At 37.1% G+C, this 14,102-nt stretch carries 17 protein-coding genes and 1 pseudogene; 5 read left to right on the top strand and 13 right to left on the bottom strand.

The features are described from left to right. Positions 1 to 20: 20 nt before the first annotated feature. The 3 genes and pseudogenes from AC3ANV_RS07240 to AC3ANV_RS07230 all read right to left on the bottom strand — a co-directional run bounded on the left by AC3ANV_RS07240 (position 21) and on the right by AC3ANV_RS07230 (position 3,648). On the bottom strand, positions 21 to 2,348 hold the full coding sequence (locus tag AC3ANV_RS07240; RefSeq protein WP_488312960.1) for a DNA internalization-related competence protein ComEC/Rec2: 2,328 nt from the start codon (positions 2,346 to 2,348) through the stop codon (positions 21 to 23). A 94-nt stretch (positions 2,349 to 2,442) separates the two neighbouring features. Next, positions 2,443 to 2,889, bottom strand: a pseudogene (locus tag AC3ANV_RS07235) (ComE operon protein 2); the annotation flags it as partial. 81 nt (positions 2,890 to 2,970) lie between these two features. Then, positions 2,971 to 3,648 (bottom strand): helix-hairpin-helix domain-containing protein, encoded by a 678-nt coding sequence (locus tag AC3ANV_RS07230; RefSeq protein ID WP_488312959.1) that lies wholly within the window; start codon positions 3,646 to 3,648, stop codon positions 2,971 to 2,973. An 86-nt stretch (positions 3,649 to 3,734) separates the two neighbouring features. Here AC3ANV_RS07230 and comER point away from each other — a divergent pair, with 86 nt between their 5' ends. After that, a complete protein-coding gene (gene comER / locus AC3ANV_RS07225) occupies positions 3,735 to 4,559 on the top strand; it encodes a late competence protein ComER (RefSeq protein ID WP_488312958.1) in 825 nt (274 codons plus the stop codon). 74 nt (positions 4,560 to 4,633) lie between these two features. On the opposite strand, the gene AC3ANV_RS07220 is transcribed toward comER, so the two are convergent. Genes AC3ANV_RS07220 through AC3ANV_RS07185 form a run of 8 tightly spaced genes read right to left on the bottom strand, consistent with a single transcriptional unit; the run spans position 4,634 to position 9,695 of the window. Further along, on the bottom strand, positions 4,634 to 5,383 hold the full coding sequence (locus tag AC3ANV_RS07220; protein WP_488312957.1) for a class I SAM-dependent DNA methyltransferase: 750 nt from the start codon (positions 5,381 to 5,383) through the stop codon (positions 4,634 to 4,636). After that, positions 5,380 to 5,736: a ribosome silencing factor gene (gene rsfS, locus AC3ANV_RS07215; protein WP_488312956.1), complete on the bottom strand. Its 357-nt coding sequence runs from the start codon at positions 5,734 to 5,736 to the stop codon at positions 5,380 to 5,382. The genes AC3ANV_RS07220 and rsfS overlap by 4 nt, the downstream gene beginning before the upstream one ends. A gap of 3 nt (positions 5,737 to 5,739) precedes the next feature. Further along, positions 5,740 to 6,306, bottom strand: coding sequence for a bis(5'-nucleosyl)-tetraphosphatase (symmetrical) YqeK (gene yqeK / locus AC3ANV_RS07210; RefSeq protein ID WP_488312955.1), 567 nt, complete (start codon positions 6,304 to 6,306; stop codon positions 5,740 to 5,742). Continuing rightward, positions 6,296 to 6,865, bottom strand: coding sequence for a nicotinate-nucleotide adenylyltransferase (locus AC3ANV_RS07205; protein WP_488312954.1), 570 nt, complete (start codon positions 6,863 to 6,865; stop codon positions 6,296 to 6,298). Before AC3ANV_RS07205 ends, yqeK begins: the two co-directional genes overlap by 11 nt. Positions 6,866 to 6,892: 27 nt before the next feature. Beyond that, a complete protein-coding gene (gene yhbY, locus AC3ANV_RS07200) occupies positions 6,893 to 7,183 on the bottom strand; it encodes a ribosome assembly RNA-binding protein YhbY (protein ID WP_488312953.1) in 291 nt (96 codons plus the stop codon). Then, complete coding sequence (gene aroE / locus AC3ANV_RS07195; RefSeq protein ID WP_488312952.1) at positions 7,177 to 8,016, bottom strand: shikimate dehydrogenase; 840 nt, start codon at positions 8,014 to 8,016, stop codon at positions 7,177 to 7,179. The genes yhbY and aroE overlap by 7 nt, the downstream gene beginning before the upstream one ends. A gap of 53 nt (positions 8,017 to 8,069) precedes the next feature. Then, positions 8,070 to 9,176: a ribosome biogenesis GTPase YqeH gene (gene yqeH, locus AC3ANV_RS07190; RefSeq protein WP_488312951.1), complete on the bottom strand. Its 1,107-nt coding sequence runs from the start codon at positions 9,174 to 9,176 to the stop codon at positions 8,070 to 8,072. A gap of 3 nt (positions 9,177 to 9,179) precedes the next feature. Continuing rightward, entirely contained in the window at positions 9,180 to 9,695 is a 516-nt protein-coding gene (locus tag AC3ANV_RS07185; protein WP_488312950.1) for a YqeG family HAD IIIA-type phosphatase, read from the bottom strand. 528 nt (positions 9,696 to 10,223) lie between these two features. Here AC3ANV_RS07185 and AC3ANV_RS07180 point away from each other — a divergent pair. Continuing rightward, positions 10,224 to 10,364, top strand: a complete 141-nt coding sequence (locus AC3ANV_RS07180) for a sporulation histidine kinase inhibitor Sda (RefSeq protein ID WP_488312949.1) — start codon at positions 10,224 to 10,226, stop codon at positions 10,362 to 10,364. An 82-nt stretch (positions 10,365 to 10,446) separates the two neighbouring features. Here the strand turns inward: AC3ANV_RS07180 and AC3ANV_RS07175 are convergent, their stop codons facing one another. Then, positions 10,447 to 11,229, bottom strand: a complete 783-nt coding sequence (locus tag AC3ANV_RS07175; RefSeq protein WP_488312948.1) for a phosphatidylserine decarboxylase — start codon at positions 11,227 to 11,229, stop codon at positions 10,447 to 10,449. 130 nt (positions 11,230 to 11,359) lie between these two features. Between AC3ANV_RS07175 and pssA the strand changes: the two genes are divergently transcribed. After that, on the top strand, positions 11,360 to 11,899 hold the full coding sequence (gene pssA, locus AC3ANV_RS07170; RefSeq protein WP_488312947.1) for a CDP-diacylglycerol--serine O-phosphatidyltransferase: 540 nt from the start codon (positions 11,360 to 11,362) through the stop codon (positions 11,897 to 11,899). A gap of 144 nt (positions 11,900 to 12,043) precedes the next feature. Here pssA and AC3ANV_RS07165 read toward each other — a convergent pair whose 3' ends face one another. Beyond that, the gene (locus AC3ANV_RS07165; RefSeq protein ID WP_488312946.1) at positions 12,044 to 12,205 is read right to left on the bottom strand and encodes a hypothetical protein; all 162 of its coding nucleotides are present in this window, start codon (positions 12,203 to 12,205) and stop codon (positions 12,044 to 12,046) included. 180 nt (positions 12,206 to 12,385) lie between these two features. On the opposite strand from AC3ANV_RS07165, the gene AC3ANV_RS07160 reads away from it, so the two are divergent. Both AC3ANV_RS07160 and AC3ANV_RS07155 read left to right on the top strand, forming a co-directional pair. Next, positions 12,386 to 13,066, top strand: coding sequence for a response regulator transcription factor (locus AC3ANV_RS07160; protein WP_488312945.1), 681 nt, complete (start codon positions 12,386 to 12,388; stop codon positions 13,064 to 13,066). Between the two features lie 46 nt (positions 13,067 to 13,112). Continuing rightward, a complete protein-coding gene (locus tag AC3ANV_RS07155) occupies positions 13,113 to 14,084 on the top strand; it encodes a F510_1955 family glycosylhydrolase (protein WP_488312944.1) in 972 nt (323 codons plus the stop codon). Positions 14,085 to 14,102: the final 18 nt, after the last annotated feature.

Here is a 14,102-nt window from a genome sequence, read left to right as displayed (position 1 = left end):
CTCCTTGTTTGTTCTATATCTTATGGCAGATAGGTAAAAAAGGTTCCTTTTCCATGATAAAATCGGTAGGTTATTGCTCCTTGTTTATCCGTTCGATAAATAATGGAGTTTGCCTTTTTCAAACGATCTATGACCTCTTTGTGAGGATGCCCAAATCGATTTTTTTCACCGACAGAAATTAAAGATACCCTTGGTTTAATCCGGTCAATGAAACTTTGTCCACTTGAGGTTTTACTTCCATGATGTCCTGCCTTAAGGACATCAATAGTCAAATTTGGATACTTTTTTATGATTTTTTCTTCTCCTTCCTGGTCCAAGTCACCTCCAAAAAACCAAGTGACACCTCCTACCTTAATAAAAACCGTAACAGATCCCCTGTTTCGTTCACCTGAAAAATTCTTTTCAGGTGAAAGGATATAAAAGAAACTCTCACTGCTAGTCCATTCATTTCCTTCTGATACCTTCATAACAGGGATGCCCTTCCTTTCTGCCAGCTTTACAATGTTTAATTCAGTTTCCGATGGTTCAACAACTGAAGGCATCAGGATTTGTTTCACTTCCAACTCCTTTATTATGGAAAAAGCACCGCCGATATGGTCCATATCACCATGTGTAAGGATAAGTTTATCAATTTTCGTTATTCCTTTTCCTTTTAAAAAAGGAACCACTACATCCCTGCCTACTTCATATGGTTTTGCGCGTTTTTTCCATTGCTCCCCAGCAAAAGCAAGTGTCCCTCCAGTATCAATCAGGTAATTTCCTTTACCGAAAGGGAGATGAATCAAAATACAATCACCCTGGCCAACATCAATCATCGTCACCTCTCCATATGGATTTATTACGTTCCAACCAGTTTGAAATGTGAACAAAAAACAGGTCAACAGGCAAAGATGAAGCATTCTTTTTCGATAAGATCCCGTCTCCCAAATTAAAAAAATCGCCAATAAAATTAGTAAATACAGTATAAGAAAAACGCCATTAGGTCTGCCGGGAGTATAACGAGCAAGTGAATAACCGGCTAGCCGGTCAATTAGCTGATTGGACAAAGTAATAATTTTTATAAAGAGGTTAATAAACACCGGAGGAGATTTACCCAAAATTAATTGAATAAAAAACAAGATATACAATCCAGGGAGAAAAACAAAAGAAAATAACGGGATATACAATAAATTTGCAAAAAGGCTGATAAAGGAAAGCTCGAAGTAATGATACAATAAAAACGGAAGAGCAGCTAATTGCGAGGTTATAGAAGTTACCAGCATCCGTGATATATTCTTTTGATAGCGTTTTAAGATATTCGGTGCCGATAAAATGATCGCGAAACTTACAGTGAAGGAAAGTTGAAAGCCAATATCAAATATGACCATTGGAGAAAAAAACAAATAAATTAAAAGCGCCAAACTAATTGCGTCAATGGGTAAAAGTTTTATACGATTCTTCCATTTAGCCGTGATAAGAACAAGAAAAATCATCATAACGGCTCGGATGACTGAAGGTGAACCTCCTGTGAGAATTGCATATAGAGGAAGACTTGTGAGGAGAAAAATCATCATATTCTGCTTGGTAAATCCGATTCGAATCCCCATATAATAAACCATCCCAACTAACAATGAAACGTGAAGTCCGGAAATGGCGAGTAAATGAACAATACCTGTCATTTGGTAATCTTCCAATAAATCCGGGTCGAGCATACTCCTGTCTCCAAAAATTAATGCAGCTGAAAGGGAGGCAATTTCGGGTGGAAAATGATTCTCAAGGTAACGGATTCCCAAAAATCGAATTTGTTTGACCTTGGCTAAGATCGAGGGTTTTACGTAGGAACAGGTTTGAAGCGGACTTTCTTCTATTTTCAAAATCCAGTAGGTTTGCTTTGCCGCCAAATAGGCTTGATAGTTAAAGCCATTGGGGTTTTTAGCAATGGCCGGTTTTGACAGTCCCCCGGTGACTTTACCTTGACAGCCATAAAAATCATTGTTTTTTAATGCTTCTTTTTCCTGCTCCGATTTGATTTTGTAATGAACCAACAGTTTTTCATTGTAACTTTTTTCGGTTGCCGGCACTTGGAATAAATCTCCATCAATCTTTGTATCTTGATTATACACAAGAAAAAAGGTCGTCGCGGATTCCGGAATGATGGTTTTATTTTTCGCTGCCGCATGCTCGCCAACCGCCAAAAATACGAAAAAGAAACAACTAATAAAGAAAAGCTCTGATTTAGTATAGCCTTTGTATCTATAAAGCAGATAAAGATACATCACAGTTAACAGGAAAAAGGGGAAAAAATTTATGAGGGCACAAAGAACACTTAATAATGCAGTCAAAGCAAAATAAAAGTATCTTCCATTCATGTTTTTTTAATCTCCATAGTTAAGTTTATTTATTATAGGATAACGCCGGCTTTGAGCCGGCGTCTTAAAGATGACTCCCTTATTGATTTATCTTCCGGAAATCAAAATGTTGTTCTATTAATTCTACTTTTTGAACTTTCACATTAGCTTGTTCGAAAAGCTCTACTGCATATGGGTGATTCTTATAATCTTGAGCATAATAAACCGTTTTAACGCCTGCCTGAATAAGTGCCTTACAGCACTGAAGGCAAGGAAAATGGGTAACATAAATTTCCGAATCAGCAGTGGGCACCCCAAATTTTGCACACTGCAAAAGGGCATTCATTTCAGCATGAATCGTTCTTACACAATGATTATCAATTACGTAACAGCCTTTATCAATACAGTGGTCCCCTCCTGCAATCGAACCGTTATAGCCGCCGGCAATAATTCGCTTATCTCTGACAATAGTAGCTCCAACTGTAAGCCGGGTACAAGTACTCCTTAATGCAAGTAAATGGCTTTGTGCCATAAAATATTGATCCCAAGAAATTCGTTCCATTCTCTCCCACTCCTCCAACAAACTTTTCTGATTACTATTTTAAGTGTAATGTCGTATTCGCCCAATGGTCAAATAGAACCATTAATGAACAACAATCAGATCTTTTAATTTTTCAAACGTTTTATCCCCAATACCACTAATATTTTTTAAATCTTCAATCGTTTTAAACGATCCGCTTTTTTCCCGGTATTCAATAATCGATGCGGCCTTTGCCGGACCAACTCCGGGCAGGTTTTGCAATTCATTCACATCTGCTTTATTTAAATCGATTTTTGTTTGCTTGTTACTTAAGCCTCCGCTTGCCGTTGTCGAGCTGCTATTGCCAGCTGATGGCCCTGTAATAGCAGCAGAATCCGCCTCACCCTTCGCAGGGATATAAATAACCATTTCGTCTTGAACATGTTCGGCAAAGTTAATTTGGCTTTTATCTGCTTTGTCTGTTACACCTCCTGCACGGTTAATGACATCCATTACGCGTTCACCTTTATTTGATTCATAAACTCCTGGCAGTTTAATTTCTCCTTTAACATCTACCATGATTTTATCAGTTAGTTTGTCATGTTGGGATTGGCTTACCTCCGTTTGTTTATTTTTATTTTCTGCTGCCTTCAAATCCGTTTGGAGCCTATTGTCAACCCCACTAATTGTTGATTTGATAGAGGACTCATTCCCATTATTATAAAAATAATAACTTCCACCAAAAGCGATCATTACTGCAATGAACGCATAGAACTTATGTTCAATCAACCAGTCTTTCAATTGGATCCATCCTTTCTAAAGGTATATTTCATTATCGATTTTCATATTGTATAAGAGAAACTTGCAGGTGAAGGAGGGTCGGAACAATGAAAATTGGTTTCATCGGTACCGGTAATATGGGGAGGATTTTAGTGGAGGCTTTGATTGACGCGAAAGCCATTTCCCCTTCTTCAGTGATAATTACAAATAGAACAAAATCAAAAGCGATGTTGCTTAAAGATAAATATAAGGAAATTAAGGTTGTGGACAATGCGGTGGAAGTGGCAGCAGGGTCCAATTTGTTGTTTATTTGTGTAAAACCATTGGATGTTTATAAAATTTTAGAAAAGATTAAACCACATTTAGCTGCCGAAAAATGCATCATTTCCATTACAAGTCCTATCAGTACAAGCCAAATAGAAAAAAAGATTTCTTGTTCAACAGTGAGGGTCATTCCGAGCATTACAAATCGAGCTTTATCCGGGGTCGCTTTAATCACATACGGGGAAAATTGTCAGCAAACTTGGAAAAGTCAAGTGGAGAATCTGTTTTCAAAAATCGGTGTGCCGGTATTAATAGATGAAAAAATTACGAGGGTTGCCTCCGATATCGTCAGCTGTGGGCCTGCATTCTTTAGTTACTTGCTTCAACGTTTCATTTCAGCCGCAGTAAAAGAAACAGATATAGATGAAAACACAGCAACAACATTAGCAAGTGAAATGATTGTCGGTCTTGGTGAGCTGTTAAAGCAAGGTCATTATACATTACCATCACTACAGGAAAAAGTTTGTGTAAAAGGTGGTATAACAGGAGAGGGAATAAAAGTAATGGAGAATGAGCTTGGAGATATTTTTGAAAATGTTTTTAAGGCCACACACACTAAATTCCAAGAAGATCTCGAAAAGGTAGAAGTACAATTCTCTAATGATTAATTCGCTAATAAAAGAGAAATTCCTCCTTCTCTTTTATTAAAAAGCCATCTTTTTTTCATGAAGATGGCTTTATTTTATTTGTTTTTTTGAACAACAAAAAAGATTCTTTCTGAATGAGATTGCGGAGCAGTATTTTCAAAATCAGCACTAACTTCCAACAGATTGAAACCTGTACTCTTTAACCAGTCTGTATATTGCTGTACAGGAAATGACCGTTGCAAATGAAGTTCATCGAAACGGTCATATTTACCTGTCCTCTCATCAAGAACAAAAAAACTGAGGTCGTGCTCAACACTATTTGGAAATTCACCGGGAAAACTATTCCAAATATAAGCTAAATCCTCTTCATTTAAAGCAAAGGTTTGATTGATGAATACTTGGGAGATTTTATAGATGGAGTGGACATCAAATAAGAAAATACCTCCATTTTTTAAATGCTCATAAACGGTTGAGAACGTCTGAATTACTTCTTCTTCAGTTTGTAAGTAATTCAGGGAGTCACAAAATACCCCAATAATATCAAATTGTCCTTGGCCTTCCAAATCAGTCATATTTTGCTCGAAAAACGGAATAGATATTCCTGCCTTTTCTGATTTTGCCTGTGCAACTGCCAGCATATCTGATGATAAGTCCACACCGGTGACAGAAAATCCCTCTTCCGCCAAACGGATAGATAACTCTCCTGTACCGCATGCCAGATCAAGCAAGAGGTTTCCGTCAACATGATATTTTTGCTGTCGTTCTTTTACGAACCTTACCCATTTATCATACGGGGCATCCTTCATCAGTTCATCGTACAAATAGGCAAAATGTTCATAGCTCATGAATTTAACTCACTGCGAATATCTTCTAACGGTGCATCTCCCCATAAACGTTCAAGCTTATAATAACTTCTTTCATCGCGGTGGAATACATGGGCCACGACATCCCCTAAATCAATTAATACCCATCTGGCTTCATCAAAGCCCTCGATTCGTTTAACATCATAGCCTTTTTCTTGAGCTTTTTCCTTCATTTCTCTTGCAATAGCTTGAACCTGCTTATCAGAATTACCGTGGCAAATAATAAAGTAATCTGCAATTAAAGAAATCCCCTTCATATTTAGGGCAAGAATGTCTTCTGCTCTTTTATCATCTGCTGCTTTTACGGCAATTTTAAGTAATTCTTGATTATTCATTAATCAATCCTCCAGTTTTTGTACAAGATCATTGTAAGTATGAAAAGTATCAGGATATACCTTTTGATTCTTCTTCATTAAAAACAAAATCGTATTTTGAATTGCTTTTATTAATGCTTTATTTAAACTTTGTTTAGCGATTTCCCGAACTTCCTCAACTCCGGGAAAATGCCGCCCCGGTTCAATATAATCCGCCAGATAAACCACTTTATCAAGCAATGTCATATTGATTCTTCCTGATGTATGAAACCTGATAGCATCAATAATTTCAGGGTCTGTTATTCCTGCTTCCTTTTCTACAAGGTACGCTCCTACAGGTGCATGCCATAGCTCACTATTAAATTCAAGCAAATCCTGCGGGAATCCCTGTTCCTTAATAATTTCCTTCATTTCCTCTTTTGGGCGAAATTTTGCGTAATCATGAAAAATGGCAGCCATTTCAGCTTTTTTCACATCAGCACCATATTTTTCTGCCAATTGTATTGCTGTTTCCACGACGCCTAACGTATGTTGATATCGGTGTTCTGTCAATTGTTCCTTTACGATTTTCAGGGCCTCATTACGTTCCATATAAATGTTTCTCCTCTATAAAATGGATAACCGGGTCAGGTAATAAATAACGAACCGTTTTTCCATTTCTTAATCGATCACGAATCATACTGGATGATACTTCCACAGCAGGTACATCAACATAAAGGACAGGATAATCTGTTTGATGGCTATATTCAGGTCTTTCAACCCCAACAAAATTCACCAGGTTTATCAGCTCATCAATTTTATGCCATTTCGGCAAATATTCAATCATATCAGCACCAATAATAAAGAAAAATTGAAAGTTAGGATTGCGATCATTTAATATTTTCATCGTATCGACAGTATAGGAGCGACCTTCCCGCTCAAGCTCAATGGTTGCAATTTTAAAATGAGCATTATTTTCAATCGCAAGATTAAGCATCTGAAGACGCTCTTCATTCTTAACAGATTCTGACTTTTCCTTATGAGGAGGCTCTTGATTAGGCATAAACCAAACCTCATCAAGATTAAGCGCGGAATATACCTCATTAGCGATTAAAAGATGCCCAAGGTGCGGCGGGTCAAATGTTCCTCCCAATATCCCGACTTTCCTCATGTTTACGCCTCCTTCTCTTTACAGCCTTTAAGGTAAAGTAATTTGTTTCTTTTCTACGGATTCTTTATAAAGGACAATTGTATTACCGATAATTTGCACAATTTCTGCACCGGCACCATCAGCAAGCTGTTCAGCTACGACCGTTTTATCTTCCTCACAATTTTGTAAAACACTCACTTTGAAAAGCTCTCGTGCTTCTAATGCTTCAGAAACTTGTTTTATCATATTCTCATTGACTCCACCTTTTCCCACTTGAAAAATAGGGTCGAGATGATGAGCTTTTGAACGTAAAAATCTTTTTTGTTTACCTGTTAACATAGTGTGCCTCCCAGCTGTTTTAACACATTCTCTCTCATTCTTTGGACATCAGGGAAAATTCCAGTCCATTTTTCAAAAGCGAGTGCTCCCTGATAAACAAACATATCCACTCCATTTTGGACTCTTGCTCCCACCTGCTTTGCGTCTTGTAAAAATTGCGTTTCAAATGGGTTGTAAATTATATCACATACCATAGCCTGCTTGCTAAGATTAGAAAGGCTTAAAGGTTGTTCAGAAATATTCGGATACATACCAATCATCGTGGTTTGGATGAGTAAATCGTAATCCCCTAAATGATTTTCAGCTTCTTTTAACGTAAGTGCTGATGAAGATATCGGAAAAGGACAATCTTCAATCAAGCAGGCTGCTCTATTTAATGTCCTGTTTGCAATATTCACTACTTCAGGGTTATATTTCGCTAAAGTAAAATAAATCCCCCTCGCTGCCCCGCCGGCACCAATGATTAAAATCTTTTTCCCGGATACTGTTGGAATATAGGCGTTCAAGCCTTTTAAAAAACCCGGACCATCCGTATTATAACCTTTGAGTTTCCCGGCTTCATTAACAACTGTATTCACTGCCCCAATGCTTAAAGCTAAGTCATCCACTTCATCTAAAAAAGGAATAATTGTACTTTTATGAGGAACTGTTACATTAAACCCCGCAGCCCCAATTACTTTTAACCCTTTGACAGCATCCTTTAAGTTTTCAGCCTTCACATGAAAAGGAAGATAATGGGCATCAATGTTATAGAAAGAAAATAAATCATTATGCATAACCGGGGACATCGAATGTCCAATTGGATCTCCCAATACCGCAAAAAGTTTTTTCACCAGTTTCTCCCCATTCCCTTTGTTGCGCTGCCTTTTAATAAGGCTCGCGCTTTCTATATTAAAGATTTTCGAATTAACGTTTGAACACCCTTTGGTACGTAAGCAACCACTTTTGCTCCAGGGTCATTAACTGTAATCCAGCCTAGTCCGGAAAAGACAATATCCGTTTTCGCTTCTTTTATCATGAATTCCTGTTTAACAAGCTCAGGAAAGGATTCCATTTGCTCCAATCGGGGCGGTGTTAACATTTCTCCCGCATGCTTCTCATAAAGCTCCGAAGCATTTTCTGTTTTTGTCCGATGAATATTAAGGTCATTAGAAAGATAGCAAACAAATGACCTTCTTCCGCCGCTCACATAATCGAATCTTGCCAATCCGCCAAAAAATAAGGTTTGTCCTTCATTTAATTGAAAAACTTTCGGCTTTATTTCCTTTTTAGGCGTAATGATTTTTAAATCTTTTTTATCAACATAATGAGCCATTTGGTGGTGATTAATAATTCCCGGAGAATCAATTAATGATTTTCCATCCTCAAGCGGGATTTTAATAATATCTAAAGTGGTCCCAGGAAAGTGTGATGTCGTGATAACATCTTTCTCACCGGTTACTTCATTTATGATTCGGTTTATAAAAGTTGATTTCCCGACATTGGTACAACCGACAACATAAACATCTTTGCCTGAGCGCAATTCATCAATAGCTGCTGCTGTTTCTTTAATAAACAACCCCTTAGATGCACTGACGAGGAACACTTCTTCAGGCTTTAAACCAAGTTCCCGCGATTCTTGCTTCATCCAATGAATTAATTTATTGTGCTTCACAGATTTCGGCAATAGATCCACCTTATTTCCAACCAACAATATTTTATTATTGCCGACAAATCGGTGTAAACCCGGCAGCCAGCTGCCATTAAAATCAAAAATATCAACGATCAAAACAATGAGCGCATCTTTCCGGCCAATTCCGTTTAAAATTTTCAAAAAGTCATCATCGGTTAAATTAACATCCTGAACCTCATTATAATGTTTTAAACGAAAACATCTTTGGCAAATAATCATTTCCTTTTCCAAAGCGGAAGAAGGTGCAAATCCTATTTCATTAGGGTTTTCGGTTTGAACCTTTACACCGCAACCCATGCAAATATTTTGTTGTTCACTCACTGATTAATCCTCCCACTGCAGCATTCCCTTTTTGCGAAACCAATTTAGTATTCTTCGTTCAACAAAACGATTAAATTTTGTAAAAAATCCGTCCGTTTGGGCAACCGGGACAACGAGAATCGTATGAAAACCAGTACGGTTTCCACCGAGCACATCGGTTAATAATTGATCGCCGATTACGACAGCCTCTTCCTTTTTAATCCCCATTTGGGCAATTGCCCTGTGAAAAGCCGGCCCCATTGGTTTCCGCGCACGAAAAATAAACGGGATTTTCAGCGGATCCGAAAACGCCTTTACACGCTCTTCATTATTATTTGACACGATGGTAACGAGAATATTATGTTTTTTTATTTCATCAAACCATCTTATTAATTGAGGAGTGGCATTTGGTCGGTCCCACTCCACAAGGGTATTATCCAAATCCGTGATAATCCCCTTTATCCCTCTTTCCTTTAAATCTTCAGGATTTATGTCCAGAATACTTTTTACGTGTTCATTTGGTAAAAATTGTTTTAACACTAAGCTTACACCTCTTAAGATAATTGAATTCCGATTAAAATTAGCCCTGTCAATAGGAGCTTTCGCTTTTATTGTATCATCATAACGAATTTTGCCCTTCGTTTCAAAGAATAAAAATTTTCAAATACTTTCCTAGCAGGGTTGCAAGCCATAAAAACGGATAACCTTATTGTTCGTCAAATAACGACATTACATGATATGGAAATAGCTGCTCAAATAAAAAATAAAGCTGATTGCTAGTAATATGACAGTTCTAACACCTTATTTAAAAATATTTTTCGACAAACCCCCTAAATTCTTACGTCTGTGGATAAAGTTATTAACAGTATACCCATTGAATCATTTACTTTTTAATATTTTATAAACAAGTTAACCACAAGTTATCCACCAAAACCTGTGGATATTTAGAACGGTTGTTCTAAACGATTAAATTTGGTAGATTTAGGGTACATCAATGGAACCTACCATTTTATGTTAGCCGTTAATCATTTAGAACACTTTAATTAAAATTTGGAGGTGCATTCTGACATGCGTAAACTGTCAGATGAATTGTTGATTGAATCTTATTTCAAAGCAAGAGAATTAAATCTAAGTCCTGATTTTATTTACCTCATTGAAACTGAAATTCACCGACGTTCTTTATTTAATAAAATGAAGGTTTCTTCATAATTTTTCATATGCCCTATTCGGGCTTTTTTTATTTTTAAAAATACAACTCAATTAAGCTCGTTAGGTACATAAAACATCCCGGTCATTTACGCATGACTCCAATTTTTTCACCAAGCTTAATTTCATGAGGAGTTTGAATGAAGGCATCAATTTGAAAGATTCCTTTTTCAAATAACAATACAACTGTGGATCCAAAACTAAAATAGGCCATTTCCTCACCTTTTTCAAGATGTGTACCATTATGTGTCGTTTCAATCGAGTTTACAAACATTGCTCCCACCTTCACAACTGCGACATGCCCAAATTCCGTTATTAATTCAGTAATGACCCGGTAGTTCTTTGCAAGTGTTCGAACTCCATATTTTAATCCCCATTTATTAACAGGATATGATTTCGACCCTAGTGTCCATTGCTTTGTGACCGTCCCTGTTACAGGGCTGTGGATACGATGATAATGGCTCGGGCTTAAATAGAGAATCATGTATGTACCATTTAAATATTTTGTCAGGAGGCTATGGTCTCCCAACATTTCTTCAATTGAATATACTTTTCCTTTTACGACAATTTCACTTGTTTCTTTTATGCTCCCTACATCCTCTATGACAGCATCAACCGGACTCACTACAGAGTCATGGCTTTGCTCGATTTTCCTTGCTTCTTTTTTTAGATTCCTTACAAATAAATCATGAAGAGTCGGAAATTCATGTAATGCCTTTTCCATTTCTTCTTGATTTAAGTGATAAATTTTTGCAAAAGAAGGAACAATGAAACGACTGATTCTTGAACGGGCAAAGCGCTTTAAAATGCCCGAGGACCATCTTCCGTTTGTTAATTCTATTAGCACGCGATAAAAATGCTTGATCATGGAACTACCCCCAAATAGTGTAAATATACTCTTTACGTACTGGCATAAAAGACTTAAAATTAAATATTATAAAGTAGTCGGCAAAAAATTGATTCTCTTTCGGCTGGTATAAAAGGAGTGATGAGGAGAAATGTTTTTATTGGACGTTTTAGATCAAACAGTGAAAAAACTTAAAGCCCAAACCGCAAATGTAATAACCTTAACGAATTTATCTTTAGGCGGCTTTGCCATTGTTTTTGGACTTCATGGGAATTTAAGGTTGAGCTTACTGTTAATTTTTATTGCCGCATTAGCAGATCGCTTTGACGGCATGATTGCAAGGAAATTTAATATTGAATCAGAACTTGGCAAACAATTGGATTCCATGAGTGATATTATATCATTTGGCGTGGCACCTGCACTATTATTGTATCAAGGAGTTTTACAGGATTTTGGCGGACCCGGTTCATTTTTCACTGTATTCTATATTGGCTGCGGTGCTTTCAGATTAGCACGGTTTAACATTACTGAAAGCAATGGATATTTTACCGGCTTACCCATCACAGCTGCCGGCTGCCTGGCAACATTAAGCTTCTTGGCTATCCCCTATTTACCAGCCCAAACATATCTTTTCATAATCATCATTCTATCATTCCTAATGATCGGTTCCTTTAAACTTAAGAAGGTATAAAAAGAAATACTCAGGTAATTTTGCGACGGATTCACTTGTAGGCTGCATTTCATAAACCCAATTAAAATCAAGACTACGCAAAGTTAAGATAGATGTAATTAAAACAATTCAGGCTTATGCGAATATGCATAAGCCTGAATTGTTTTAACAAAACCGTGTATACCACCACCAGCCGCCGAAAATTAACAACAGAATGAATAGTACAATAAGGACCGCGAACCAAAATCCACCACCGCCTGCATAGGGTACAGGATAGGCTGGATAAGGGGCTGGGCAGCCGTAGGAATAGGGATAACCATATGGCATTAAAATTCCCCCCTTTATCCTTTTTACTATTAGGGTATGAGCCCTGAAATGGAGTGTATAGGCAGATGTGTATGTCCCATAAAAATTTTATTTATTACCATGTAAAGGTTTTACGCACCTTGAATGGGTATTTTTATAGTATAATTTATTCCTACATATGTATTTCGGGAGAGATGCCTTTTGAAAAAGGTCCTGTTAATTGATGATGAAACGAGAATGCTAGATTTACTTTCCCTCTATTTAACACCGAATGGATATAATTGCATTAAAATGACCTCGGCAATGGAAGCAATTCATTATCTCGAGGCTAATAAAGCGGATATCATTTTGTTAGACGTGATGATGCCTGAAATGGACGGCTGGGAGGCATGCAGACAAATACGGAAGCATTGGGATACTCCAATTATTATGCTTACTGCTCGAAGTGAAAAAATTGATATTGTAAAAGGATTAAAAATTGGGGCCGATGATTATATTTCCAAACCGTTTGATGAAGGAGAACTAATCGCGAGAATCGAGGCAATTTTACGGAGAAAAAAAGGACACACCGGTACGATCGCCTTTAATGGACTTAACTTAAATGAAGATTCGTTCGAGGTTTCATTCAATGAGATGCATGTTCCTTTAACACCAAAAGAGTTTTCTTTATTGGGACTTTTTTTACAGAACCGCAACAAAGTATTTACCCGCGAACACTTGCTAACCACGATTTGGGGATATGCTGTTGCTACGGAAGATCGAACGATTGATTCCCATGTCCGAAACCTAAGAGAAAAACTACGGAAAACAGGTTTTCCCGTGGATGAATATTTGACAACAGTATGGGGACTGGGTTATAAGTGGATGGATAAGGAATCTTAAATAATTTTATTTAGCGTAATTGAGGTTAATAATTGGAGGAAGAAAAGTGAAGGTTCAAAAGAAAGTGATTTTTGCCATTCTAACAGGAATGTTAATGGTCGTATCCGGCTGCAGCAACAAAAGCCAGGAACAAAAAGAACATAAGCAAATTAGTGAATCTCAACCAAAGTTTGAAATGGTTCAGACAAAAACAATAAAAATGAAAACCATACAAGGAATTGGATATCCGGGCAATGACAATGCTTTGTATGTTGCTTCTGATAAGGGTTTAAAAATATATAAGGATTCAAAATGGTTTGAAACGACTGCTAATCTTCATAACTATATAGGATTTCAAGCAATTGAAACAGGTTTTTTAGCGAGCGGATATCCGCAAAAAGGAACAAATCTGAAGGATCCCCTAGGGTTAGTAGAAAGCCCGGATAAAGGAAAAACACTAAAAAAAATCGCGTTTTATGGTCAAAATAACTTTCATTTTATTTCGGACAGCTTTTCCGGGAACGGTATATATGTCCTTAATGAGCAGCAGGACAAAACTTTGAATTACGGTGTTAACTATTCAAAGGATGGAGGAAAAACTTGGAAAAAGAGTACCTTAACAAATTTTAAGTCCGACTCACTAGGAATGATTGCCGTACACCCTAATAACGGGGATATCATGGCGATGGCAACCAGGTCAGGAGTTTATTACTCAGAAGATAATGGAAATACCATGAAACTCGCAGCAGGTCCTTTTATGGTGACGGCCCTTACTTTTTCAGGTGATCGTATTTTATATTCAAGTGTTGTTGAAAATTATACTATTTTATTAAAAACAGTGAATCCCAAAACCGGTGAACAAGGAAATTTAGCCATTCCTTTTCTTGATCAGGATAATCCTATCACCTATATAGCTGTTAACCCAAAAAATGCAAATCAAATTGCTTTTACTACCTATAAGAATGATTTATATGAATCCTTAGATGGCGGAAAAAACTGGAACACACGTTTAAAGGATGGAAAAAAAGAGCAGGAGTAATCTCCGGCTCTTTTTTTG

It is taken from the genome of Neobacillus sp. DFD-2R, assembly GCF_057747865.1.
The sequence above is the reverse complement of the archived record's forward strand: the minus strand, read 5'-3'. Positions and strand labels throughout refer to the sequence as shown.

What these genes read in the sequence shown, in the direction of transcription:
- AC3ANV_RS07240 (WP_488312960.1), bottom strand. Translation starts at nt 2,348, where the DNA reads ATGAATGGAAGATACTTTTATTTTGCTTTGACTGCATTATTAAGTGTT.
- comER (WP_488312958.1), top strand. Translation starts at nt 3,735, where the DNA reads ATGAAAATTGGTTTCATCGGTACCGGTAATATGGGGAGGATTTTAGTG.
- AC3ANV_RS07220 (WP_488312957.1), bottom strand. Translation starts at nt 5,383, where the DNA reads ATGAGCTATGAACATTTTGCCTATTTGTACGATGAACTGATGAAGGAT.
- rsfS (WP_488312956.1), bottom strand. Translation starts at nt 5,736, where the DNA reads ATGAATAATCAAGAATTACTTAAAATTGCCGTAAAAGCAGCAGATGAT.
- yqeK (WP_488312955.1), bottom strand. Translation starts at nt 6,306, where the DNA reads ATGGAACGTAATGAGGCCCTGAAAATCGTAAAGGAACAATTGACAGAA.
- AC3ANV_RS07205 (WP_488312954.1), bottom strand. Translation starts at nt 6,865, where the DNA reads ATGAGGAAAGTCGGGATATTGGGAGGAACATTTGACCCGCCGCACCTT.
- yhbY (WP_488312953.1), bottom strand. Translation starts at nt 7,183, where the DNA reads ATGTTAACAGGTAAACAAAAAAGATTTTTACGTTCAAAAGCTCATCAT.
- AC3ANV_RS07180 (WP_488312949.1), top strand. Translation starts at nt 10,224, where the DNA reads ATGCGTAAACTGTCAGATGAATTGTTGATTGAATCTTATTTCAAAGCA.
- AC3ANV_RS07175 (WP_488312948.1), bottom strand. Translation starts at nt 11,229, where the DNA reads ATGATCAAGCATTTTTATCGCGTGCTAATAGAATTAACAAACGGAAGA.
- pssA (WP_488312947.1), top strand. Translation starts at nt 11,360, where the DNA reads ATGTTTTTATTGGACGTTTTAGATCAAACAGTGAAAAAACTTAAAGCC.
- AC3ANV_RS07165 (WP_488312946.1), bottom strand. Translation starts at nt 12,205, where the DNA reads ATGCCATATGGTTATCCCTATTCCTACGGCTGCCCAGCCCCTTATCCA.